The organism is Pseudoalteromonas gelatinilytica (assembly GCF_001641615.1).
Lineage (GTDB): Bacteria > Pseudomonadota > Gammaproteobacteria > Enterobacterales > Alteromonadaceae > Pseudoalteromonas > Pseudoalteromonas gelatinilytica.
Genome location: NZ_LRRU01000020.1, coordinates 864,102 through 887,298 on the forward strand (window position 1 = coordinate 864,102; position 23,197 = coordinate 887,298).

Annotated in this window: 19 protein-coding genes and 2 tRNA genes; 8 read left to right on the forward strand and 13 right to left on the reverse strand. The window is 42.1% G+C overall.

What is annotated here, in order from left to right; translation table 11 throughout:
* Positions 1-27 precede the first annotated feature (27 nt).
* The gene (locus tag NH153_RS16870) at positions 28-792 is read left to right on the forward strand and encodes a YdcF family protein (RefSeq protein ID WP_063705997.1); all 765 of its coding nucleotides are present in this window, start codon (positions 28-30) and stop codon (positions 790-792) included.
* Positions 793-798: 6 nt separating this feature from the next.
* Here the strand turns inward: NH153_RS16870 and NH153_RS16875 are convergent, their stop codons facing one another.
* Positions 799-1,551 carry a Nif3-like dinuclear metal center hexameric protein gene (locus NH153_RS16875; protein ID WP_063705999.1) on the reverse strand — a complete coding sequence of 251 codons (753 nt, stop codon included), beginning with the start codon at positions 1,549-1,551 and terminating at the stop codon, positions 799-801.
* 150 nt (positions 1,552-1,701) lie between these two features.
* Between NH153_RS16875 and NH153_RS16880 the strand changes: the two genes are divergently transcribed.
* Positions 1,702-2,079: a hypothetical protein gene (locus NH153_RS16880; RefSeq protein ID WP_063706001.1), complete on the forward strand. Its 378-nt coding sequence runs from the start codon at positions 1,702-1,704 to the stop codon at positions 2,077-2,079.
* A gap of 31 nt (positions 2,080-2,110) precedes the next feature.
* Here the strand turns inward: NH153_RS16880 and NH153_RS16885 are convergent, their stop codons facing one another.
* The gene (locus NH153_RS16885) at positions 2,111-2,587 is read right to left on the reverse strand and encodes an HPP family protein (RefSeq protein ID WP_063706003.1); all 477 of its coding nucleotides are present in this window, start codon (positions 2,585-2,587) and stop codon (positions 2,111-2,113) included.
* 99 nt (positions 2,588-2,686) lie between these two features.
* Here NH153_RS16885 and NH153_RS16890 point away from each other — a divergent pair, with 99 nt between their 5' ends.
* The gene (locus tag NH153_RS16890; RefSeq protein WP_063706006.1) at positions 2,687-3,229 is read left to right on the forward strand and encodes a TetR/AcrR family transcriptional regulator; all 543 of its coding nucleotides are present in this window, start codon (positions 2,687-2,689) and stop codon (positions 3,227-3,229) included.
* A gap of 55 nt (positions 3,230-3,284) precedes the next feature.
* Here the strand turns inward: NH153_RS16890 and NH153_RS16895 are convergent, their stop codons facing one another.
* From NH153_RS16895 to NH153_RS16920, 6 genes are all read right to left on the reverse strand, one after another.
* On the reverse strand, positions 3,285-6,467 hold the full coding sequence (locus NH153_RS16895; protein ID WP_063706008.1) for an amidohydrolase family protein: 3,183 nt from the start codon (positions 6,465-6,467) through the stop codon (positions 3,285-3,287).
* A gap of 106 nt (positions 6,468-6,573) precedes the next feature.
* Entirely contained in the window at positions 6,574-7,398 is an 825-nt protein-coding gene (locus NH153_RS16900; protein WP_063706011.1) for a M90 family metallopeptidase, read from the reverse strand.
* A gap of 89 nt (positions 7,399-7,487) precedes the next feature.
* The gene (locus NH153_RS16905) at positions 7,488-10,394 is read right to left on the reverse strand and encodes a ligand-binding sensor domain-containing diguanylate cyclase (protein WP_063706013.1); all 2,907 of its coding nucleotides are present in this window, start codon (positions 10,392-10,394) and stop codon (positions 7,488-7,490) included.
* Between the two features lie 131 nt (positions 10,395-10,525).
* Positions 10,526-11,182 (reverse strand): CatA-like O-acetyltransferase, encoded by a 657-nt coding sequence (locus NH153_RS16910; RefSeq protein WP_063706015.1) that lies wholly within the window; start codon positions 11,180-11,182, stop codon positions 10,526-10,528.
* Between the two features lie 135 nt (positions 11,183-11,317).
* Entirely contained in the window at positions 11,318-12,358 is a 1,041-nt protein-coding gene (locus NH153_RS16915; protein WP_063706017.1) for a Leu/Phe/Val dehydrogenase, read from the reverse strand.
* A gap of 403 nt (positions 12,359-12,761) precedes the next feature.
* Complete coding sequence (locus tag NH153_RS16920; RefSeq protein WP_063706019.1) at positions 12,762-14,288, reverse strand: fumarate hydratase; 1,527 nt, start codon at positions 14,286-14,288, stop codon at positions 12,762-12,764.
* Positions 14,289-14,469: 181 nt separating this feature from the next.
* Between NH153_RS16920 and pabB the strand changes: the two genes are divergently transcribed.
* The 3 genes from pabB (at position 14,470) to NH153_RS16935 (ending at position 17,887) form a co-directional block, all read left to right on the forward strand.
* A complete protein-coding gene (gene pabB / locus NH153_RS16925) occupies positions 14,470-15,813 on the forward strand; it encodes an aminodeoxychorismate synthase component I (RefSeq protein WP_063706021.1) in 1,344 nt (447 codons plus the stop codon).
* 18 nt (positions 15,814-15,831) lie between these two features.
* Positions 15,832-16,410 carry an NUDIX hydrolase gene (locus NH153_RS16930; RefSeq protein WP_063706023.1) on the forward strand — a complete coding sequence of 193 codons (579 nt, stop codon included), beginning with the start codon at positions 15,832-15,834 and terminating at the stop codon, positions 16,408-16,410.
* 100 nt (positions 16,411-16,510) lie between these two features.
* Positions 16,511-17,887 carry an L-serine ammonia-lyase gene (locus tag NH153_RS16935; RefSeq protein ID WP_063706025.1) on the forward strand — a complete coding sequence of 459 codons (1,377 nt, stop codon included), beginning with the start codon at positions 16,511-16,513 and terminating at the stop codon, positions 17,885-17,887.
* A 47-nt stretch (positions 17,888-17,934) separates the two neighbouring features.
* Here the strand turns inward: NH153_RS16935 and cysB are convergent, their stop codons facing one another.
* Entirely contained in the window at positions 17,935-18,912 is a 978-nt protein-coding gene (gene cysB, locus NH153_RS16940) for an HTH-type transcriptional regulator CysB (RefSeq protein ID WP_063706027.1), read from the reverse strand.
* A 298-nt stretch (positions 18,913-19,210) separates the two neighbouring features.
* Here cysB and NH153_RS16945 point away from each other — a divergent pair, with 298 nt between their 5' ends.
* Positions 19,211-19,969 (forward strand): hypothetical protein, encoded by a 759-nt coding sequence (locus NH153_RS16945; RefSeq protein ID WP_063706029.1) that lies wholly within the window; start codon positions 19,211-19,213, stop codon positions 19,967-19,969.
* Positions 19,970-19,995: 26 nt separating this feature from the next.
* Here the strand turns inward: NH153_RS16945 and NH153_RS16950 are convergent, their stop codons facing one another.
* On the reverse strand, positions 19,996-21,288 hold the full coding sequence (locus NH153_RS16950; protein WP_063706031.1) for an NCS2 family permease: 1,293 nt from the start codon (positions 21,286-21,288) through the stop codon (positions 19,996-19,998).
* A 121-nt stretch (positions 21,289-21,409) separates the two neighbouring features.
* Between NH153_RS16950 and NH153_RS16955 the strand changes: the two genes are divergently transcribed.
* A complete protein-coding gene (locus tag NH153_RS16955) occupies positions 21,410-21,874 on the forward strand; it encodes an SEL1-like repeat protein (protein ID WP_063706033.1) in 465 nt (154 codons plus the stop codon).
* Between the two features lie 23 nt (positions 21,875-21,897).
* On the opposite strand, the gene NH153_RS16960 is transcribed toward NH153_RS16955, so the two are convergent.
* From NH153_RS16960 to NH153_RS16970, 3 genes are all read right to left on the reverse strand, one after another.
* On the reverse strand, positions 21,898-22,620 hold the full coding sequence (locus NH153_RS16960) for a helix-turn-helix domain-containing protein (RefSeq protein ID WP_063706036.1): 723 nt from the start codon (positions 22,618-22,620) through the stop codon (positions 21,898-21,900).
* A gap of 286 nt (positions 22,621-22,906) precedes the next feature.
* Positions 22,907-22,983, reverse strand: a tRNA-Asp gene (locus NH153_RS16965).
* 50 nt (positions 22,984-23,033) lie between these two features.
* Positions 23,034-23,110, reverse strand: a tRNA-Asp gene (locus tag NH153_RS16970).
* Positions 23,111-23,197 lie beyond the last annotated feature (87 nt).

Consider the following 23,197-nt stretch of genomic DNA (forward strand, 5'->3'; position numbering starts at 1 on the left):
ATCTGTTACAGACAATAATGTTGATACATGTTTGAAATTAAAAAGATCATTGGCTCTTTATTAATGCCCCTGCCGTTGCTCGGGCTGCTTACTTTAGTGATGGTATTTTTAGCCATTGCCCATAAACGCAAAGCACTCTATTTTGGCTTTGTTAGCATTTTAACTTTAATGCTGATAAGCACACCATATATTGGCCAGTCACTGATAGCTGCAAGCAATAACCCTGCATGGCAATTTAACCAAGCAAAACACCCTAAACTTGATAATATAGTGGTACTTGGCTGCTCTATAATGCCCAACTCGCGCCTTCAAGCAAACCACCAGTTAGGCGATTGTGCGCTTGCTCGATTACTTGAAGGTGTTAAACTTGCCCACCACTACCCAAATGCCACCCTCTATGTATCAGGAGGCGGCTTTGCTAATGCTACCAATAGCCAGCTCATGTTTGAGACAGCAAAAGCGCTTGGTATCTCAGCATCGAGAATTAAACAAAATCCTCTCGCCATGGACACCGCAGAAGAGGCGCAGCGACTTGCCATTTATTTAGTCGATAGAAAAACAGCGCTTGTCACCTCAGCGAGCCACATGCCGCGAGCGAAAGACTTATTTAATGCACAAGGTGTTGACGTGATCCCAGCGGCAACCGACTTTCAAGATTTTAGTCAGTATCCAACATATAAGCAGTTTATACCTGATGACGATGTACTTGTTGCAGTGACCAGAGTAGCGCATGAGAAAATTGGCAGTGCTTGGGTGAGTGTGCGCCGCTGGATTGATCCAGAGGCGCTGTAGACTTAATCAGACTGGATTGTCGATATCGATAAACGTTACATCAAAACCATGCTGCTCAGCTAAAAGCTCGCCTAAGGCTTTAATGCCATACCGCTCAGTCGCATGGTGCCCTGCTGCAAAAAAATCGATACCTTGCTCGCGTGAACTATGAATTGTTTGTTCAGAAGCCTCACCAGTGAGATAAGCATCAATCCCTTGGGCTGCCGCTAAATCAATATACCCTTGTCCGCCACCGGTGCACCAAGCGATGGTGTCGATTTTCTCTTTTCTTACCAAGCTTGTTAATGGTGCACGATTAAGTACTTGGGTAATTTTGTCGGCAAACTCTTCACCACTTAATGGGGTTTTTAAGCGCCCTTTTACCGGCACACTATTTGGACCAGATTCAAGCCCAGCAGTGAATTCAATATCAAGTAACTTTGCCAGTTGCGCGTTATTACCAATTTCAGGGTGTATATCTAACGGTAAATGATAGCCATATAAGTTAATATCATTATTTAAAAGCGCAGCAATACGGCGCTTTTTCATCCCCGTGATTGGCTGCGACTCGCCTTTCCAGAAATAGCCATGATGCACCAGAATCGTATCTGCATTTTCTGCAATCGCAGCATCAATCAATGCTTGGCTTGCTGTGACACCTGTCACTATTTTTTTTACTTCACTCGCCCCTTCAACTTGTAAGCCATTTGGACAAAAATCAGCGATTGAATCAGGTTTAAGAATGTCGTTTAATAATTGAGTAAATTGTTTGCGTTGCATATGGAAATCGTCCTTCAACCCTTTATTTTGTGCAAATTTTGGCGTTTATGGGTGAAAAATGGAAGGAAAATCGCAAAAAATTGAAAAGTAAGCTGAAAATAGGTATAAATATATATTCTTAATCTGTGTTTACAACGTATAGGGTCTCTGATGAGCAAACTAGACAAAACAGAAGTGTTAAATGCCTTCGAAGCAGCATACGAAGCAGCGAATGGTAAGAAACCTGAAATCACTACAAAACCTGGTTGGTATAGCATCGATGGTGGCAAAAACTTGCGCCTTGCTGATGTTGCAGCGCTGACTGAAGAGCTCACTTCTGGTAAAACAGCTGAGCCTAAAGCAGAAGAAGCACCAAAAGCACCAGCGAAAAAAACCAAAACTAAAACCGCTGCACCAGCTAAAACAGCTAAGAAAGCACCGTTTACTGTTGTTACAGCAAACGATGATGGTTACAAAGCTGAAGAGCTTTGGATTGTTAACCTAGCTGAAAAAGACCACGATTGTCGTTTACCGCGTGGTGTTGTGTAATTTAATTGCACTCATTCATTTTAAAAAACCGCTACTCGTTAGCGGTTTTTTTATGGGTATTCACTTGGCTCGTTATAATCCATTGACTAAAGCAGCCAAACAACACAATAAATACCGTACCGATTAATACGGGCATCACTAAAAAATCCCAGCTTTGCATAGATTGCATTATCAAAATTGGGTTTGCGCCTGCCGCTGGATGTACGGTATCTGTCAACATCATTAAGCTAATTGCCAGTCCTGTTGCTATAGAAATTTCAACAGGCCCTACACCGACATAATTTACAAATACAACACCGATTAATGCAGTCAAAAGATGCCCACCAATAACATTTTTCGCTTGCGCAAGCGGACTGTGTGGCACACCAAATACCAACACGGCAGTTGCACCAAACGGTGCCATCAACCACACACCGTAATGTCCTAGTTGCTGTAAATAGGCCAACACAAAAATTGCCATACAAGCAAACACACCCGCGATTGCCGCTTTAGTTACTTTATTATCCATTACACCTCCCAAAGTAGACCGAATTGTCTACCTCGCAAATGGTAGACAACTCGGTCTACTTCTGTCAAGCTATCATTAATCGCCAATTGAGATCTTGTTATGGATAAACGAACACATATTATTTTGACCGCCCTGTCACTTTTTTATCATAAAGGCATTCATAGTGTGGGAATAAACGAAATTATTAGTGTGGCCGGTGTCGCCAAAAAAACCATGTACCACCATTTCGCAAGTAAGGATGAATTGATACTCGCGTGCCTTAGTGAGCGTCATACCCGATTTTTAAATTGGTTAACGCATGCCACCAGCAAGGTAACAAGGCTTGAAGAGTTAAAAGTAGCGTTGATCAGCTGCCATGAAGCTTGGTTTAACTCTGAAGTAACTGAATTAGGTGATTTCAATGGCTGTTTATTTATCAATACTGCCGCTGAGTTTGCTGATCCTGCCAGCTCGATTAATCAAGCCTGCAAAGAGCATAAATTGGCAGTCCAGCAGTTAATAATACGGCGCTTATCAGCGTGTGAAAACATGGAAAGCTCGCAGCTCGACTCACAGAGCCACTATTTGATGACGCTTGTAGAAGGCATGATCTGCCAAGCAAAACTAGTAGGAATTAAACAGTTTCCTCATTTAAAGCAATAAATAAATTATAAAAAAAGCGGCACTATGGCCGCTTTCAGTTTAGATTTCCGCTTTGTTAAATTTCTTCAAAAAATAACTTTTCGCGTTTTTTCTCACCCACTTCGTTCATGGTGGCAGCATCAAATAAACGACCATTGATCATGGTGTAATCTATTTTATCTGTATCACGAATGTTAGTTAGCGGGTTACCGTCAATAACGATTAAATCGGCAAGTTTACCCGGCTCAAGAGAACCTATGTTGTTATCAAGACCAATGTATTTAGCAGGATCTAACGTTGCTGCACGAATTGCTTGAAGTGGTGTCATACCACCTTGCGCAAACATCCAAATTTCCCAATGTGCCGCTAAACCCTCACGTTGACCATGAGCACCTAGGTTTACTAAAACACCTAAGTCTTGCAGCTCTTTGGCAACACGCGCATTGTTAAAGTGGTTATAGTGATGATCGGGAGCCTTAACACGACGCATTGAACGAGGTAAAAGCTGATTCTTTGGTACAAACTTACTTAAGCGTGGGTGATTCCACACATCCGTCTTGTCGTACCAATAATTTTCACCCCAAATACCACCGTATGCAACACCCAGAGTTGGCGTGTAACCTACGTCACTTTGAGACCAAAGCTGGCGAATATCATCGTAAATATTGGCAACAGGAATTGAGTGTTCAATACCCGTATGACCATCAACGACCATAGTTAAGTTGTGCTGCAGTAATGAACCGCCTTCTGGCACAACCATCATTTCAAGTTCACGACCTGCTTCAATAACTTGCTGGCGCTGTTCACGGCGTGGTTGGTTATAGGATTTAACGCTAAACGCGCCCACTTTCTTTAAGCGCTCAAGATGGAACTTAGCATCTTCTAACGAATCAATATGTGATGTATAACCTGGCATATTCGCACCATATAAAATGGTACCCGTTGAGAAAATACGAGGAGCGACAATCATGCCCGCTTTTTGCATTTCGCTTGCAGCAAAAATCTCAGTGGTGTCGTTTGATGGATCGTGAATCGTTGTCACGCCTAACGCTAAGCCCGCTAAGTTCTTCCAATTTTGCTGTGGAATGATCTCATCGCTACCTTGCGAGCCGTGAGCATGCGCATCAACAATACCCGGCATAATCGTCTTACCAGTTACATCAATTACTTCTGCGCCTTTAGGAATAGCAACACTGTCTTTACTACCAACCGCTTTAATATGCTTACCATCAGTAACAATAACGCCGTTTTCAATGACCTGCTCACCGTTCATGGTGATAATGCGTGCGCCAGTTAATGCAAATACTGATTTAGGCTCCGCCATGGTTTTTGTAAAACCAATGTTATCGCCACTTTTAACTTTAAAATCAGTCTCTGCATTTTGGTTAATATCAAATAAACCCGCTAGGCTTGCATGATATAACTCAGGACCTAAGCTCCAATAAAGTTTATCGCTTGTGCCACTCCAGCTGATGTTTTCACCTGCGCGAACAGAAAGCTGCTCAATTGGGAATTGGCTATCTTTCGGGCCAATATTAATGGTTTTGCCACGCTCAACAAATGGCGTAACAAATACCTTAAAACGCTCTGCAAACGCTAAGTACTCACCATCTGGTGATACTCTAAACTCTGTTGCATGTTCTGATTCATAAAGTTTGCGAACTTGTTTTGATTCAAGCTCAACAACGCTCAATGTTGGTTTTGGCCAAGGGCTCATCACATAAATACGGTCGTTTGCTGCACCAAACTGCGGCTGATAACCTGATTTAGTGATAAGTGTTGAATCACCGCCTTTGGCACTTACAGAGTAAATACCCGGCTCTAGTGACCATGTTGGGTTAAGAATACTGCCGCCGGATGCTTTACGGTAAACAACTGTTTTACCATCTGGGCTAAATGTTGGCTCTACGTATTTACCTGGCTCTTTGGTAAGGGTATCGCCACGGCCACCGCGTGCAGACACAACACGTACCGAGCCCTGCTCGTTATCATCCCATGTGGTGTAAACAATCTTCTTACCATCACGAGAGAATTGCGGGAATAATTCAAAGTGGTCGTCTTGCTTAGTCAGACGCTTTACTTTGCCAGACTCTAAATCACGCTTATAGATATGACCAAGCGCTTCAAAAATAGCCGTTTCACCATCTGGTGAAATTTGTACATTACGCAGCATTTTCACATCAAAATTATCGCTATCAATGTTTTGTGTAAAACGCACGGCTTTTTGAATTTGCTTATTAGTTTCAACTTTAAATGGAATAGTCGAGACAGACTTATCATCCACGTCTAGCTTATGAATTGACCCACCCGCCCAAAAGACCAGTTGTTCGTTATCTGGTGTCCAAGCAATTGTTGGGTATACACCATGGATAGCCCATGTCTCTTGCATGTCGCGCTCAAGCTCGCCATACAGCTTGGTATGCTCACCAGTATGAAGATCATATAAGTACAAGCTTGTTTGGAAATCATCGCGCTTGATATACGCAAGTTTTTTACCATCTGGTGAAGGTGTCGGTCGAATAGCCCCACCCATGCCATCAATGATAGTTTCAATCTCGCCGGTTTCACGGTCGTAGCGTTTAATTTTATAAATGCCCGCTACAGAATCTTTGGAGTAATGGAATGTTTTACCCGGCGTTGCATCATGCGAAAAATAAACATAACGACCATCAGGTGAGAACATCGGCTCGCCTAAGTCTTTTTGGTCGTTTTCACGTGCAGTTAGCTGTACACCTTTACCACCCGCTTTGTGGTAAAGCCATACTTCACCAGCGCCTAAAGAGCGGCTTGCCGTAAAGTGCTTACGTGCTACTAAGTAGTCGCCATCAGGACTCCAAGCAGGACTATTTAACAAACGAAATGTTTCGTTCGTGACTGCTTTTTGGTTTTCGCCATTTAAATCCATAACCCAAATGTTGTCGCCGCCACCTTGGTCTGAAGTGAATGCAATGTGCTTACCATCGGGGCTAAAGCGTGGTTGCATTTGCCATGCAATATCACTGGTTAATTGCGTTGCAGTGCCACCTGACATTGGCATTGTATAAATATCGCCGAGTAGGTCAAACACCACTGTTTTACCATCAGGGCTAATATCTACGTTCATCCACGTGCCCTGCTCAACACTAATTTTAGCGTCTAGGAATTGCCCTTTAGGTGCGTCCACCTGCCATTTGTCATCATTTGCTTGCTCTGCTGCTACTTGCCCTGTAAGAGCAAGTGAAATCGATACAGCCAGCACTGTATGAAGCATTTTCTTCATTGAAATCTCACTTATTATTGTTTTGCTTATATGCACACTTTTAGGATTGCACCAAATAGCATAGCAAGATTCCAGCAATTCGTGTTAAACAAACGTAAATAGTCGACTAATGCCACGCAATCGGATCAAACTGATAAAAGCCAACCAGTAAATGATAAATTTCAGGGTCAAACTGCCTGAGTTCGGCGGGTTTTTCTAAAAAGGTTTCTGTAATAACGGCAAAAAATTCTGCCTCGTTGGTCGCGCCATAACTATGAATAACATGCGGCATGCCATAAGCTAAATGGGTTTTGAGTTGATTAAAGGCGCGGCTAAATACTTTTGCCCACTTTTGATAATCTTCATTACTCGCAAGCATTGGCGTGCCTGTGGTTTTGCCTGTTTCTTGGTCGAGCTGATGGGCGAATTCATGAAACACTAAATTATGACCATCGCTTGGCAAGCGGTTCCCCTCAAGTACATCATGCCAGCTCAATACCAAGGTTCCACCCGGCCATGATTCACCTTGGCGAACGGTATTGTGATAACTGACCAGCCCGGCATTATCGCGGGAGGTTTGCGGAGCATAATACGCACTTGGGTATAAAAGGATCTCTTTTACATTACGATACAATGGCCAGGGTTTATTGAGCACCAAAACACAGGCATCGGCTGCTACAATCAACTTCATTGCATCATTAAGCTCAAGGCCATCACAGCCTATAAAACGTTTTTCATTTAAAAACCAAACGATATGACGCTCTAGTTTTTCGCGGTCGGCATCCGTCATCTTTCGATAGATGGGCATATAGTTTAACAGCAAATTTTTTTGCTGAGCATTGAGGGTATTATTGAGGTATTTTTTCTGCCAAAAGTGATTACGAATGTCGTCCCAGCGCCAGTAACACACAACAAAAATTATTAAAAAAAGTATCAAAACTAGGTTAAGCATTACTATCGCCTAAAAAACAATCTTGATACTTTAATGTGTGCAAACAAAAAAAGATCAATTGTTTACACACATTTTTATTTTAACGCTGATTAATCAAGCGCAATACAGCCTTGATTATAAATAAAAATTTGGTTTCGACCGTTATTCTTTGCATTGTATAAAGCGTTGTCAGCATGTGATAGCAAGCGGTCATAATCAGCAACTTGCGTATTATCCGCCACACCAAAACTCACCGTCACAGAGAGTCCTTGCGCTAATTCTGAGAAATCGTAACCCGCTATCTCTAAACGGATAATTTCGCACAGTCTGGCGGCTTCTTCAGCGTTTTTGTAAGGGAACAACAGGGTAAATTCTTCACCGCCCCAACGCGCCGCATAGCCTTCATCAGGGAAATTCATACGCAGCAAACGAGCAATTTCACAAATTACTTTATCACCAATCAAGTGCGAGAAATTGTCATTAATCAGTTTGAAGTGATCAATATCCATAATCGCAATACTGAGTGTTTTATTATCACGTTGAAACTGATTAAAGTTTTCAGACAACCACATATCAAAGGCACGTCTGTTCGGTAATTGCGTTAATTGGTCATGATTCGCTAAATGAGCAAAGGCATCGGCTTGCGTTTGCAAATCATGCATTTGCTGTTCAACTTTTTCAGTTAACTCAATTTCAATGCGCTTGTAATGATATAGACGATACTTATAAATCACATAAGCAGTAAAGAGCACGGCAACTAAGATAAATAACTTAAAGCTGGTTTTTTGCCAAAAATAAGGGGCAATTTTAAATCGCAGTACTTGCTCATTATTTTGCCAATCACTATTTGGATACCCAGCGCGCACTTTAAAGGTATAGTCACCTGGCGGTAAATTGGTGTATTCGGTAATGGCCAAACGTCCCCTGTCTACCCATTGTTGATTGTATCCACTTAATTGAGTTTGGTAGTTTAACCGCCCCGGCATGATAAAACTAAGCCCTGCGTAATTAAATGAAACACGAGAAACCCCAGCAGGTAAGCTCAGTACCTCATTGCCAACTGGTAAAGTAATGGGTTTGCCATCGACTTCAAAGCTTTCAATAACGGTCGATAAACGGCGTTTACTGGCTTCTTTTAAGCGCTCTGGTGTTGCAATAGCAACGCCTTTGGCAGAAGCAACCCATACTTGTCCATCTGAATGGAGCACAGCAGCAGGGTTTGAACCGCCATTCGCTTGCGCGCTTAGCATGCCATCGCCTTCATCATAAAGCTGCATCGAAACGCTCATCGGCTTAATTTTTTCAGGGTTATCTAATAGTGCAACAAGCTGAGCTTTGTTCACTTGAATTACACCACGGTTACTGGTTAGCCACAGTGAATCACCTTGCTCAATGACTTGGAACAGCTTATCAACCGGTAAACCTTGGTCTCGACCAAACAAGCTCATTTTATCTGTACTGAGATTGTAACGAACAAGGCCTCTATCGGTTGCAAGCCACATTTTATCGCCATCTAAGTAAAAGCCGAATGCATACTCAGTGCTGAACTGCTTTGGAAACTCAAGAGTTTTAAATTGCTTAGTAGCTGGGTCATAAATGGACACACCCACTCCCGTGCCGACCCATAACCTCCTATGATCATCCTCGACAAGGGCCATAATAAAATCACCAATTAGGCCATCTTCTGTGGTGAATAATTCAGTGTGCCCAGCAGGGTCAATTTTGGTTAAACCACCGGCGGTGCCAATCCATAAGTTATCCGCTTTATCAAAAAACACAGCGCGAACTTCGTTGCTGATCAGGCCATTACTGCGGTTTTTTACTGGGTAAATTTGTCCATTAACCACTTTCATTAAACCCGCAGTGTAAGTACCTACCCATACTCCGCCCTGCTTATCTTCAGTTAAACTTAATACGGATAGTGGATCTTTTTCATAGGCTTGAATAAGGGTGGTGAGCTTGCCATTTTCAATACGATTTAAGCCGTTACTACTGCCCACCCATAAGCTGCCATCAGAATGTGATAACACGGTACGCACATAGTCAGATGCAAGCCCACGGCTTTGACTCCAGTTTGTAAATGGCGCTTCACGCAAGCGAAATAATCCCGCATTTGTACCAACCCAAATGCTTTTTTCGCGGTCTTGCAATAACGATAAAATACGGTTGTTGGGTAAGCCATCATCTGCGGCTAAGTTTTCAAGGCCTAAACTGCTGAGTCTGAAGACCCCTTTATTAATGGTGCCAAACCACAAATCGCCCTGCGCATCTTCCAGTAAGCTAGCAATTGATTCATTATTAAGCACAGGGTTAATAGCAACAAACTTTTCGTTTTGTTTTTGCCATGCTCCTTTTTCAGTGCCGACAATTAAAGTGCCCGACTGAGTAAGTAATAAGGTAAACACAGAGGCATTAGGGAGCCCAGAGTCTTCACTGACCTTACTGACTTGCATATCATTTATTTGATAAAGACCATCACTAGTGGCAGCCCAAATCACGCCTGTTTTGTCTTGTAAAAGACGGTACGCGCTTAGCTTATCAAGCAGTTTTTGCTCAGTGGCAGTTTCAGAAGCGCGGTAAACAATACCTTGCCCTTCAAGTGCCAGCCAAAGCTCACCTTGTTCAGTAACAAGTGCATGATTAACCATGGCTGATGAACTTGGTAATGCTCGCCACCCCCCTTGTGAGCGAAGCGCAATGCCACCACGAGCACCCACGATATATAAATCGCCATTTTCCATTGCAATAAGGCTGCGTAGGCCAGAATCAGGTAAGCCAGGAATTTCGGTTCGAGTAAAGAGTTTAAACTCGCGACCATTAAAACGAGCAAGTCCTTCCCAAGTCGCTATCCAGATATATCCATCTTTGGTTTGCGTGACACCATTAATACTATTGTGAGGAAGGCCAGCGCGTGTACTCCAAGTCTCGGTAAAATAATCACTCAGAGAGAGGCGTGCAGATTCTGCAAAAGCGCTGAAACAAAAGAAAAGAAAAATACAACTAACTACCCGCACCATAAAACTAAAACCCTGATATTTATTATCGTTCTATTCAGTGATGTAGCTCTGTGAAGCCAAAGTCATCCCTAACTTCAGATAATACTACATTAGTTGCAATTTTTACTCATTTTAATGACATTTAGCAACAATCAATTACAAAAATTCGCAATTTTTTCTTGCAATATTTTCACAAATCTCGCTACATGCAAACCATCCATTAAGGCATGATGCACATCAATTGAAAGCGGCATTTTGCCAGTTTGTGAGTCATACTGACCAAACACAAACTTAGGAATACCAAGGCCATGCCCCTCACTCACCGCATGGGCAAACCCAGTAAAGTTTAACCATGGAAGCACTGAGATATGAATAAGATCAGGCTGCCCTTCTGTTGCAGCAAATGCATCAGAAAAAAATGGTTTTGCTTTACTCGCATTTCCCACTTCAGTGGCATATTTTGAAAAGTCTGCCATCGACGCTTGTTTTTCAAAATAACTAAAGCGGAATGTTTCATCTTCTGCCAGCTCAACCACACTGCCACGCACAGATGACAGTTGTACGGGTAAAGAATCAATAATTCGTTGGCGCATTGGTGCATATTCATGACATGCTTCAAGCGTTAGATAAACATAACTGTGAAAGAACGAATAAGGTTCTGCTTTGCACTTGTTGTAAAGAGCTGCCATGTCGAGGGAAACACACACATTAAAATATGGCAGAGAAAATTCGTTGAAAAAAGCGAAATGCTGTTTACGAGGCCAAGTATCAAGATTGATTGGGGTTATTTCACAAGGCTGAGTTTTCATTAGGCGTCCTCGAGATTTAAAAACCGAGTGTACCGAGATAGTGAGGCTTCGTCATTTTGTTGCGATAAATAACAGCGACAAAAAAGGTGCGACCTGCGCACCTTTTTTAACTGTAAATTTAGTGGGTTTACTAAATTATAAGCCGTTTTCGATGATTTCTAACGCGAGTTCATCGGCAATTAAATGCGTCGATTTTTGTTCTTTTTCAGAACGTGCGAAGATTTCAGTTAACGTATCGTAGATACCTTCAACGTGCTTAGTTGATGCTTCTGCACTATAACCTTCTGGTGCTGTTTCGTAGTAAACATTGATGATACCACCTGCGTTAATTACGTAATCTGGTGCGTATAAGATACCTTTTTCGCGGATGATCTCACCGTGACGAGACTCTGCTAATTGGTTATTCGCACAACCAGCGATAATTGTTGCTTTTAAACGCGGGATAGTCGTGTCGTTTACCGTTGCGCCAAGTGCACAAGGTGCATACACATCAACGTCTAAGTCGTAAATTTCATCAATACCCACAGCCGTTGCATTGAAATCATTTACAACGCGCTCAACAGCTTGCTCGTTGATATCTGTTACAAATAATGTTGCGCCCGCTTCATGTAGGTGTTTACAAAGGCCGTATGCCACTGCACCTAAACCTTGCACAGCTACTTTGATACCAGCAAGGTCTTGATGACCACGTTGATGTTGTAAAGCTGCTTTAATACCTAAAAATGTACCATACGCTGTAAATGGTGAAGGGTTACCACTTTTACCTTCAAGACCTAGCACATAGTTCGTTTCTTTATTCATAATAGCAACATCATCACAGGTGATGTTTACGTCTTCAGCTGAATAGTAGCTACCGCTTAAACGCTCTAATTGACGACCAAATGCACGGAAAAGTTGCTCTGATTTAATTTCTTTTGCATTACCGATGATCACTGACTTACCACCACCAAATGGTAAACGTGCCACAGCATTTTTGTAGGTCATACCTTTTGATAAACGAAGTGCGTCAGTAACCGCGTCTTCATCAGTTGTGTAGTCCCACATTCTGCAACCACCAACCGCTGGACCTAACTTGGTATTGTGAACCGCGATAATAGCTTTTAGGCCTGATTCTTTATCTGAACAAAACACCACTTGCTCGTGGTTATCAAAGTCGACTTTATTAAATACAGCCACAGTTAAATACTCCGAAATTTTCTTACCCTAAGGGGTGTGAGCGCTGAAAGTGCCGAGACTTTATCACTTCGCATGCTCGCTTGCTACTAAATGAGATGATAAAACTAAGCAAAGTTCCCAAGCCGAAATATCAACTCAAAAACTAACACTTTATAGAAAAATTATACCAACCAAAGTACGCATTAAGCATTGTTAATTCAAAACAAAATATTAACATAACAAACTTTATTACGTGAACGTAAAGGTAAAGTATAGCGTAAAGAAAAAGTGACAAGAAAAATATGCCAATAAAGCCAAGTAGTATCTGCTTTATGAAGGTATGCTAAGAAAATAATTGAGACTGGTCAGATCAGAAAAAAACGGCGCAGTTGCGCCGTTTTTTAATAAAAGACTTACAAGATGGTTATTTTAATTTGCCATCAAGTTCTTCAATTTTTGCTTTCCAAATAGCTGGGCCTTGCGTATGTGCATTTGCACCTTCACTATCAACAGCAACCGTTACTGGCATATCTTCTACTTCAAACTCGTAGATTGCTTCCATACCTAAATCTTCGAATGCAACAACGCGTGCTTTCTTGATTGCTTTAGATACAAGGTAAGCTGCACCACCTACCGCCATTAAGTAAATAGACTTATTGTTCTTGATTGATTCTACTGTAGCAGGCCCACGCTCAGCCTTACCAATCATACCGATGATGCCTGTTTTTTCTAACATCATATCAGTGAATTTATCCATACGCGTTGCAGTTGTAGGTCCTGCAGGACCTACCGCTTCATCACCCACTGCATCTACAGGGCCAACGTAGTAGATAAACTTGTTATCAAAATCTACGCCTTCAGGTAAACCTTCACCTGATTGGATCATATCTTGTAAACGTTTATGCGCTGCATCACGACCCGTTAAAATAGTACCAGACAGAAGAACCGTTTCACCCATCTTCCACTCTTGTGTGTCTTCTTTTGTCAGAGTGTTTAAATCAACGCGACGTGTACCTTCGCCTACTTCAAATGTAACTTCTGGCCAATCTTCTAGTTTAGGCGCTTTAAGATCAGCTGGGCCTGAACCATCTAACGTGAAGTGTACGTGACGAGTTGCTGCACAGTTCGGGATCATTACCACTGGTTTTGATGCTGCGTGAGTTGGTGCCGTTTTGATTTTCACATCAACTACGGTTGTTAAACCACCAAGACCTTGAGCACCAATACCTAACTTATTAGCACGTTCGAAGATATCGATACGCATTTTTTCTTCAGTTGTTTCAGCGCCGCGCTCAATCAGCTCGTGAATATCAACCGGATCCATTAATGATTCTTTCGCTAGTACCGCGGCTTTTTCTGCAGTACCACCAATACCTATACCTAGCATGCCAGGTGGACACCAGCCCGCACCCATCGTTGGTAATGTTTTCTCAACCCATGCAGCCACATCATCAGATGGGTTAAGCATAACCATTTTCGTTTTATTTTCTGAGCCGCCGCCCTTCGCTGCAACCATTACCTCAACTTCGCCACCTGGCACTAAGTCGATATGAACAACTGAAGGTGTATTGTCTTTAGTGTTTTTACGCGTACCAGCTGGGTCTGCAACAATTGATGCGCGTAACGGGTTATCTGGGTTTAAGTATGCGCGACGTGTACCTTCATCAACCATTTGCTGTACAGTCATGTCTGTTTTATCCCACTTAACATCCATACCTACTTTTACGAAACAGGTAATGATACCTGTATCTTGACATAGCGGACGTTTACCTTCAGCAGACATACGAGAGTTAATTAAAATTTGCGCAATGGCATCTTTTGCCGCTTTGCTTTGCTCTTTGTTGTAAGCTTTTTCTAAGGCTTGTACGAAATCGAGAGGGTGATAAAAAGAAATGTATTGCAATGCATCTTCAATGCTATCAATGAAGTCTTGCTGACGAATTGTACTCATTACGGGTTCCTTAAGTTTTTATCGCGTAGCGCTGTACGTGATCCTGAGTAAACCGGTGACGAAGATTTACTCTACGGGTTAGTCATGGCATCACTATAAAGGAAATCATAACGCTGCCAATCAAATTTAACTTATGATACCCTCCTCGCCCGTTTCGGGCTAGTTATTCAGGGCAATGTAGATGATAAACGATGAAAATTTGTGCATTAAATTAGATTTAAGCGGTGATTGTATCGCGCTATTTAGTCATTTTGCTCATTTGCCCCATGCTGTGTTGCTCGATTCAGCCAATAGCGAGCATGTAAATAGCCGCTTCGATATCATTGCCATTGCGCCATTAAAGCGATTAGAAGTGCGTGAAAATACATGCTTTGTCGACGGCAAGGCGCAATCAAGTGATTGTTTTAGCTTGATGAAAGCAGGTCTTCAGGAATTTAATCACACAGCAAACCCTAACAATCTGCCTTTTACAGGTGGTTGGCTTGGCTATTTTGGTTATGACTTAGGTCGTGTGATTGAAACTATGCCAAATCATGCCGAAAACGACATTAACATGCCGCAAATAGCTGTTGGACTTTATCCTGATGCTCTTATTTTTGATAAGCAACAGCAAAGCTGGTTTTACGTTTGTCAGCCAAATCAAAATCGCTTAGCGCTATACCAGCAGCACCTAAACGAAACGCCAGCAAGTGCAGAGTTCGCGCTACAAAGCGACTGGCAGTCAAATATGAGCAAAGCCAGCTACAGCGAAAAATTCGAGAAAATTCAAGCTTATTTAAAAAGTGGTGACTGTTACCAGATCAACCTTGCGCAGCGTTTTAAAGCTGAATTTTCAGGTTCAACATGGCAAGCCTATAAACAACTTCGAGAAGCGAATAAAGCCCCATTTTCAAGCTATATAAATCACCCAGATGGCGCTATTTTATCTATCTCCCCTGAGCGCTTCATCTCCATAAATCAAGGTCAAATAGAAACCAAGCCCATTAAAGGAACGCTCCCTCGTTTGGCTGACCCTGAACAAGACCAAGCACAAGCAACCCGTTTACAACAATCTGAAAAAGACCGCGCAGAAAATGTCATGATTGTTGATCTGCTGCGCAACGATTTAGGCAAAGTGGCTCGTCCAGGTAGTGTCACCGTACCCTCGCTATTTGCCATTGAAAGCTTTCCAGCTGTACATCATTTAGTAAGTACTGTGCGCGCAGAATTAGCGGATGGCAAAGATGCCGTTGACCAAATTCATGCCGCTTTCCCGGGTGGTTCAATTACCGGAGCACCGAAAATTCGTGCTATGGAAATTATTGAAGAGCTCGAACCACATCGCCGTAGTGTGTACTGTGGCTCAATTGGCTATTTGAGTGCCTGTGGCAACATGGATACCAGTATCACAATTCGCACTTTAGTGTGTCATCAAGGTGCAATTTATTGCTGGGCTGGCGGTGGCATTGTGGCTGATTCAAAGGTCGACTTGGAGTACCAAGAAACTTACGATAAAGTAAATAAAATACTGCCTTTATTAAAGTAAACGTTGAAGTAACAAACCTTGAATAGTCAGCAAATAATTGCCCGTTTTAGTTTAAGTCAAACCACAGAGCGTCCAGCTACCATTCGCTTTAATGCCGAAAAGCGTGCCAGTGCCGTGATGTTACCTTTGCTAGATATTAATGACGAAGCGCATTTGTTGCTGTGCAAACGACCAAGTTATTTACTTCATCACCCGGGGGAGATTTGCTTACCAGGTGGAAAGTATGAAGAGCAAGATGACACGTTAATGCACACAGCCCTTCGAGAGCTCAATGAAGAGCTTAATATTGGCACACATCAAGTGACTGTCCACGGTAAATTACACCAGTACGCGACCCTGACTGGTTTCACTATTGAGCCTTTTGTGTGTACCCTCAGCGAAGGGACAACATGGCAAGCAGATCCCAACGAAGTTGCTGCCAGCTTTTTACTGCCTTTATCTTATTTGAGTAACCAACAAAATTGGCAGCCCCTCCCCTTTGAGCGAAATGGTAAAACCATTACTTTGCAAGGTTTGATGACCCCCCATGGCCTGCTTTGGGGAGCAACAGCGAGCATTATTAATAACTTTATCAAACAGCTCGCCCTACCAGTTTAATTATCCTGCTTTTAGGGTTACACAGACACTTTTAAACGTTATTATGTGGCACCGTTCAAAGGCAGGTAGTATGCCGTTAAAGGAAAATGAGTAGCAAATTATGATCAGTGCATTCGATATGTTTAGTATTGGTATTGGCCCATCGTCATCTCACACTGTTGGCCCAATGCGCGCTTCGCGTTTATTTGTAAACGAATTAGAAGAAAAAAACTTACTTGCAAACGTCACCGATATTAAAGTTGAGCTGTTTGGCTCACTAGGTCAAACAGGTATTGGCCACGGCTCAGGTAAAGCCGTGATCTTAGGCCTTGCTGGCTATGATCCCGAAACCATTGATGCTGATTTAGTTGACGATATTCTGGCAAAAATCGAAAAAGAACAGGTTATTTACTTAAACCAAAGCCATAAAGCCAATTTCCCTAAGCAAGGTGCGATTGTATTCCATCGTCGTAAAACACTACCAAAGCACTCAAATGCGATGGAAATCATTGCGAGTCAAAATGGCGAAAAGCTATTCAGTAAAGTGTATTACTCAATCGGCGGCGGATTTATCGTAACTGACGAAGAATTCGAGAACGAAAAACAAAAAGCACTCGAAATCCGCGAGGAAAACCCTGCACCTTATCCGTTTAACACGGCTAAAGAGTTGTTAGAGCTATGCCGTGAATCAGGGTTTAGTGTATCAACACTTATGATGCATAACGAAAAAACCTTACGCAGCGAAAAAGATATCAAAGATGAGTTGTTTAATATTTGGCAAGTTATGAAAGCCTGTATTGAACGTGGCATGCGCACAGAAGGGATTTTACCTGGTGGTTTAAAAGTAAAACGCCGTGCACCTAGCCTCCACCTTAAATTAAATATTGAGGTAAACAATGACCCACTGCGTGCGATGGACTGGGTTGATTTGTTTGCACTTGCAGTAAACGAAGAGAACGCGGCCGGTGGCCGTGTAGTTACCGCACCAACCAATGGTGCTGCGGGCATTTTACCTGCGGTATTAATGTATTATCACACTTTCATTAAAGAAGTAGACCGTGATATTGCGACCCGTTACTTATTAACAGCAGCAGCCATTGGTATTTTATATAAAAAGAATGCGTCAATTTCTGGTGCTGAAGTAGGTTGCCAAGGTGAAGTGGGCGTTGCTTGCTCAATGGCAGCGGGCGCCCTAACCGAAATCATGGGTGGTAATGTTGTGCAGGTTGAAAACGCCGCTGAGATTGGTATGGAGCACAATCTAGGTCTAACCTGTGACCCAGTAGGAGGCCTTGTGCAAGTACCATGTATTGAACGTAATGCGATGGGCGCTATCAAAGCAATCAATGCATCACGCCTTGCAATGCGTGGTTCTGGCGAGCAAAAAGTGACCCTTGATAAGGTAATTAAAACCATGCTCGACACAGGTAATGATATGAAAACAAAATACAAAGAAACCGCTCGCGGTGGCTTAGCAGTTAATATCATCGAGTGTTAATTTTCAGCACAATAAAAAAAGCCGCTTTAAAGCGGCTTTTTTTATTTCTATTTTACTGGTAACTCTATATTTTCGAAGAGCTTATCAACATCTTCTTGGTTACGTAATAAGCTTGCTCGCTCAACCAATTCTTTGGTTAAGTGTGGTGCAAATCGTTCAATAAAATCATACATATAGCTGCGTAAAAAGCTGCCTTTTCTAAAGCCAATCTTAGTAGTACTCGCTTCAAATAAATGGCTTGCATCAATACACACTAAATCAGTGTCTGTTACTTGGTCTATTGCCATCGATGCGACAACGCCCACACCTAGCCCTAAACGCACATAGGTTTTGATTACATCAGCATCCGTTGCAGTAAATACGATATGTGGCTCAAGTCCATGAGCATTGAAAGCTTTATCTAATTCAGAGCGACCAGTAAAACCAAACACATATGTTATCAGCGGGTATTTAGCCACATCGGCAACCGTTAAGTTATCAGCCTTTTGCGCAAGTGGGTGTGTTTTTGCCACGACGATACTGCGATTCCAGTGATAGCACGGCAACATAACTAAATCAGAGTATAAATGCAGTGCCTCAGTCGCAATGGCAAAATCAGCGTCGCCTCGTGCTGCTGCATCAGAAATCTGCTGTGGCGTACCTTGGTGCATATGCAAAGACACTGCCGGGTACTTTTTCATAAAGCCTTGAATAACATTAGGTAATGCATAGCGTGCTTGTGTGTGCGTGGTCGCGATATTTAGTTTACCTTGATCCGGTAAGGTATGTTCATTGGCAACCGCTTTGATACCCTCAACCTTTGATAGTATCTCACGTGAAATATTAATGATTTCGTTACCGGCACTAGTTACATGCGTTAAGTGTTTGCCACTACGACCAAAGATCTGCACACCAAGTTCATCTTCAAGCATACGAACTTGTTTCGAGATCCCCGGTTGCGAGGTAAATAAACTTTCTGCTGTTGCAGAGACATTCAGTTTATGATTTTGGACTTCGACTATATATCTGAGTTGTTGTAGTTTCATGGCTGCATTGTAAACGTTGTTATTGTTTATTTATAAAGGCTGCAAAGCACAATGCCAAGTGATATTTCATCGCGCTATACATTTATATCGATTGTTTCTAAGGCTAACACATTAAATTACAGCTCGGTAGCCGTGTTTACACGCAAAATATTCAATAAAGGTGCTAGTTTAGCGCTATACTCATTATAAAGTAGTAATCATCGGAAGTTTATTCTAGATAACTAACCGCAAAGCTGTTCAGATCTGATCTTTTTAATGTAATATAAAAAAATTAGATAGTTAAAACTGAGATTTAGTAATGATTGTTTCTATCATCATCATGCTCATTGTTGCATTAATCGTCATTGCACTGTGGGTAAGTGCGGTGCAACAACATAAAGAAAAGCAAGAAGCAGAGCGCCGTAAAGAGTTAACAAAGTTAAAGAAAATCATTGAAGAAGCAGAAGATGTTTTGCTTAACAGTGCTAATATTCCCATGTCTGAAAACATCCTGCGTATTCTCCAGCGTCGTATTTATGATGCTCTAGCAGGTATGGTCGAACTGTCTCCAAGCTCAAAAGAGTTAAAAAATCGCTTAAAAGAATCTAAAGAGCGTTTAAGCTCGCCAATAGAAGCAAATAACAGTGACGCACTGGTGTTACCTGATAACGACAAACAACTAATCGCATTAATCCAAGGTATTAAAAAATTACGTGCGGTACTGCGCTCAGAGCATGGTAAAGGTAAAGTTGATAGCCAAGTATTTGTTGCAGAAGATAAACGCCTTGAAAAATTGCAGTTAAGGATCAATGTAGAAAGCCAAATCAAACGTGGTTTATCTGCTCGCTCAGCAAACATGGTGGGATCAGCCAGACAATATTTTGAAAAGGCACTTGCTACCCTATCGGGAGTGAGCTACAGCGATGAATATGTGAGTGCAAAACGACAAGAAGTTGAAAATTACTTAGAAGCGATTAGCTCTGAATTGAAAGCATCAAATGCAACATCAAGAAAGAAAAAAGCAGAACAAGAGCAAGACGATTTAGACGTGTTATTCGCACCAAAGAAAAAGTGGTAAACCACTTTTTCTTTGCTTTGAGCTGATTAAGATAAAAACGCAAACTTAACGATAAATAATGCTGTTAATACCCACACACTGATACTGATTTCATCTTTTTTACCACATACCAACTTCACCGCAGTATACGAAATAAAACCCAGTGCAATACCGTGCGCAATCGAGAACGTTAACGGTGTCATCAATAATACCACGCTCACTGGAATGGCATCTGTCATATCATCCCAATTGACCAGCTTTAAGTTTTGCATCATTAAAACAGCAACATACAAAATCGCACCTGCCGTTGCATAAGCTGGGATCATACCGGCTAGTGGTGCAAAGAACATCATTAACAAGAAACAAATGCCTACAACCACCGCGGTAAGACCAGTACGGCCGCCCACAGATACGCCTGCTACTGATTCAATGTACGACGTCGTTGTTGACGTACCAAGCATTGAACCGGCAATGGTTGCTGTGCTGTCTGCACTTAATGCACGACCTAAACGAGGCATTTTACCTTGCTCATCAGCAAGCCCTGCTTTTTGCGTAACAGCAACTAAAGTGCCTGAGGTATCAAACAAATCAACAAATAAGAAAGCAAAAATCACTGTTAGCATTGAGATTTCTAATGCTGATGCAAAATCTAATTGCATAAAGGTTGGCGCAATTGAAGGTGGCATTGACACAATACCTTGGTATTGCACAAGATCTAAACCAAGGGCGATAGCCGTTACTAATAAAATACTAATTAGCACGCCACTTTTCATGTCGCGATATAAAAGAGCCGCAATCACAAAAAAGCTAAAAATGGCGAGTAAAGGACCCGGCGCTGTGATGTCGCCTAACTGCACTAGCGTTGCAGGGCTTGCTACGATAATACCGGCGTTCTTCAATGCAATAAGCGCTAAGAAAGCACCGATACCTGTGGCAATGGCACGCTTTAATACCAGTGGAATGGCATCAATGATCCACTCTCGCACCTTAAATAGGCTTAAACACAAAAAGATACAGCCAGACATAAATACTGCGCCAAGGGCAGCTTGCCAAGTGTGGCCCATGCCAAGCACTACACCATAGGTAAAGAAAGCGTTTAAGCCCATACCTGGCGCCAATGCTAATGGGTAGTTAGCCCATAAACCCATGATAAAACAGCCGATTGCAGCTGCAATACAGGTTGCAACAAATGCCGCACCTTGGTCCATTCCTGCTTCGGCTAACATGGCTGGGTTAACAAATACAATGTAAACCATGGTAATGAATGTTGTTATACCAGCAATAGTCTCGCGGCGCACAGAGGTGTTGTTTTCAGTGATTTTGAAAAGTCTTTCGAACATGTTGAACTTTAAGTTGAGATTAATTGGCTAATTTTATCATATTTTATCTCAATAAGAGGACATTTTACCTTGCAATGTTCTAAACTAATAAGGTCTTTTATTTCAAGAAAATAACTAAACTATGTCTGATAATTCGCCAGTAGGCTTAGATTTAGAGCAACAGCTTGATAATATACTTGCCTTTATTACCCAACCCGATAAAGGGTCGGCGCCAGATAAAAGTACTCAATCTGTTGAAAACGTACTAAACAAAGCTTTATATTATTTAAAAAATGAACAGCCTCCCCTTGCTGCGAAATGGATGCGCCTAGCTGCTATGGCAGGTAACCATAGAGCACAATTTTATATGGGACTGTTTTTCATCAAAGGGCAAGGTGTTCCACACAGTGTTTTTCATGGCGCGGTGTGGCTAAGTCTGGCAAGTAGCCAAGGTTATGAACCTGCAACCGCTGCACTTGATGACCTGAGAAAACACATCAGTACGCGCAGATTACATGATGCGCAAAGCTATGCAGCGACCTTATACGAACAAATCCACCAGCAACAGTTTGCGCATTTAATTCCTCGCGATCCTGACGCCAGCTAACACGCGTCAGGTTCTACAACTCATTATTGCTGTCTTGTCAGTTTACTCTCAAATGTGATGAGACCTGCACCAACTACAAGCAATAAGATACCAATAAACTCAAGCCATACATGGCCTTTATGAGGCTTGATAACGGGTGTTTTTGAAGTCAGGCTATACAAACGCCTACCTTGCTCGCCAGATTCTACAAACGAAAAACCTTTATAATCCGCTGAGATAATAAATTTAAAATCATGCCTGCTAATCATTTCTCGACGTTTTGCATCTATTTTCTCGCTGCTTTGTTCTACGAGTAGCGTTCGCCAATCATGAAAAATGCCATCTGGTTCATTATCTTTCACTACACCATATGATTTGTACTCATAGAACTTTGTGTTGAATAGCTTTTCTTGATGCCCTAAATAAAACATGGCACAGCCTAGCGCACTTAATAGTATGGCAATATAGATCAATGAGCGCTGTTTAATGAATTGCTTATTACTTTGTTGCTTATACCAAGCTTCAATATCAGGCACATTAATCAACCGAGCTTTATCTACAGAATGTTTTAATGGCTCCATAAAGTCGCAAATTGTTAGATTGAGCGCCGTTAATATTGAACGAAATGTGTCATTAGAAGGCACTGATTTATCGTTCTCAAGTTTTGAAAGGTAACTTTGCTCTATTCCAACTTGCTCTGCAAATTCTGGTTGGCTTAATTTCAGCTCACTGCGATAGTGTCTTAGTTGTGTTCCGAATGTACTCATAACGCATTTCCTTTTTGTTGTGGAGCCGCCATTCTTTGCTATTCATGCAGATATAAAAAGCTGAATAAATAGGAATAATGAAGAATATTAGCAAGATAGGATGAAAGATACGAGATACGAGATACGAGATACGAGATACGAGATACGAGATACGAGATACGAGATACGAGATACGAGATACGAGATACGAGATACGAGATACGAGATACGAGATACGTTGTCAGTATAAGGAAATAGTAAGGTGTAAAGTAAAGAATTATCTAATCATTTGCTTGAGGAAAACAAATGGCGGAGTGGACGGGACTCGAACCCGCGACCCCCGGCGTGACAGGCCGGTATTCTAACCAACTGAACTACCACTCCGCAGTGGTATGTGCATGGGGTAATGCACTTAATTTGTTTATGATATCAAATGGCGGAGTGGACGGGACTCGAACCCGCGACCCCCGGCGTGACAGGCCGGTATTCTAACCAACTGAACTACCACTCCGCAGAGATATCATTGTTATTACTTAATTTGTTGGCGGAGTGGACGGGACTCGAACCCGCGACCCCCGGCGTGACAGGCCGGTATTCT